Annotated in this window: 1 protein-coding gene; it reads left to right on the top strand. The window is 27.4% G+C overall.

What is annotated here, in order from left to right:
- Nucleotides 1-154: 154 nt before the first annotated feature.
- Nucleotides 155-2,476 (top strand): bifunctional diguanylate cyclase/phosphodiesterase (locus AC30RD_RS08370; protein ID WP_489494034.1); only part of this gene is annotated, 2,322 nt, incomplete at its 3' end.

The raw sequence follows: 2,476 nt of genomic DNA, 5'->3' as shown, positions 1-2,476 counted from the left end.
TTAGTATTTGATCATAAAAAAATATTAATGGATTTTGTGGGAGCTTTATAAAAAAGTTAATTAAAAAAGTAAAAACAAAAGATTTTAGACAAAATAGTATAATAAAAATAAGTGTTTGTTTAAATTAAAATATTTAGAAAATAAAGAGTATTGTATGCGACATGAAAATTTAATAGTTGCTAAGAATAATATTTTTGGGGTTTTAGATTCTTCACAACTTAATGAATTTAAAGATTTAAAATCTATTTTAGTTCAGGTTTTTTGCGCAACTAATGATAGAAAACTTTTGATAGATGCAATATCCTGTTTAAAATCGCACTTGCCTAATGCCAAAATCATAGGAACTTCTTGCGAAAGTTTTATAGATAATAATAGAGTATTAAATGATCAGATCCTTTTTAGTATTACGGGATTTACTAATTCGAGAGTAAAAATTTTTTGTGATTCTACAATCTTTAAAGATTCCTATGAGTGTGGCAGGGATTTAGCCGATCAAATATCTAAAGATTCGAAAGTTTTGATTACTTTTGCGGATTCTGAATCCATCAACGGCGATAGATATTTAGATGGTATTAAAAGTAAAAGAGATATTTTTATATCCGGTGGGATAGCCTCTTCGAAAAGCTGGAAAGATACCTTTGTTATTTATGAAGATCAAATTATTGAAAGTGGAGTAGTTGCTGCTGAAATATCCGGAGAAAATTTAAAATTTTATAACGATTTTGTTTTGGGATGGGAGGTTTTTGGAAAAGAGTTTATAGTAACAGAAGCTGAAAACAAAACCGTAATTTCTGTTGATAACAAACCTCCAAGAAAGATTTTTGAACACTATCTTGGAAAAGAGGTTGCCGATGCTCTTCCCGGCCTTGGGTCAGCTTTTAGTTTTATCGTAAAAAGAGATATAAACTATATTCCAAGAGCTGTAATTGGGGCTGAGGGTGATAAGCTTATTTTAGCTGGAGAGATAAAAACCGGAGATAAGATATATCTTGGATACGCAAATCCTTATAATATTATAAATAGAAACAATTTAACGGAAAATTTTTGTAAAAAGATCGGTAAGCCGGAAGTTATATATAATTATTACTGTCTTGGAAGAAAACTTTATTTACAAAAGGAGATAGTTGATTATGAATTAAATATTTTAAATATAAATTCAAAAGTTAGCGGTTTTTTTACTTTGGGAGAGTTTTTTTCTACAAAGTATGAAAGTTTGCATCTAAATTTTAGCTCCACAATCATTGCAATGTCCGAAAATATAAACAACGAGTGTAAAAAAGTCGATGAAAAAAGTATCAAAGTTCCTGATGTAGGTCCATTTGGTTTAATAACAAGAGGTCTATTTAAAATGATTGAAACAAGAAGCAAGGAGTTAGAAAAACTTGCTTTTTTTGATCAGTTAACAAACCTTCCTAATAGAAGATATTTGAACGAAAAGATCACACAAGATATAAAAATTTGTAATAGATTAAATGAAAAGCTTGCGGTTTTATATATTGATTTGGATAAATTTAAACATGTAAATGATACTATAGGTCATATTTTCGGGGATGAGATCCTAAAAGATATAGGCTATAAACTTAAAAACATTACTAAAAACGGCTCATTTATAGCAAGATTTGGAGGTGACGAATTTATCCTTCTTATGAAGCTACAAAATAAAGAATTAAAAAATGTTATAGAACTTTCAAAAGAGATTATAGAGGTATGTAAAAAACCTATAAAAATTAAAGATAAATTTTTTACTTTGGGGGCAAGTATTGGAATAGCTCTCTATCCAAATGATGGATTAAACGCTCAAGATTTGATAAAAAACGCAGATATTGCTATGTATCAAGCCAAGTTAAAAGGGGGTAATAGATATAAATTTTATAACGAATTTATGACACAAAAAACGATAGATATGATTAAATTGGAAAACGATTTAATAGTGGCTTTACAAAAAGATGAATTCGTTATCTATTATCAGCCAATTTATAATATTTTAACCAAAAAAATTACCGGTGCTGAAGCGTTAATTAGATGGAAACATCCAAAAAAAGGATTAGTATATCCTGAAGAGTTTATAGAGTTTGCGGAAAAAAAAGGTTTTATAGACAAAATAACCGAAATAGTTTTAGAAAAAGTATTTTATGATATGTATAAACTTAAAAAATATAAAAAAGATATACCAAAAATTAATATAAATTTTTCAGTAAACAATATTATAAATAAAACTTTTATTGAAAAAATAAAAAATCTTTCAAAAAAATATAATATACCCACAGATAGGCTAAGTATAGAGGTTACGGAAACATCGTTAATAAAAAATATAGATAGATGCATCGAAACATTAAAAGCTATAAAAGATTTGGGTATAGATATCTCAATTGATGATTTTGGAACGGGATATTCATCTTTAAACTATTTAAAATCACTACCAATAACATCATTAAAAATAGATAGAAGCTTTATATCCGAAATTCCTTACGAAAAA

It is taken from the genome of Nitrosophilus sp., from assembly GCF_982775275.1.
This window is presented reverse-complemented; position numbering and strand designations above follow the sequence as displayed.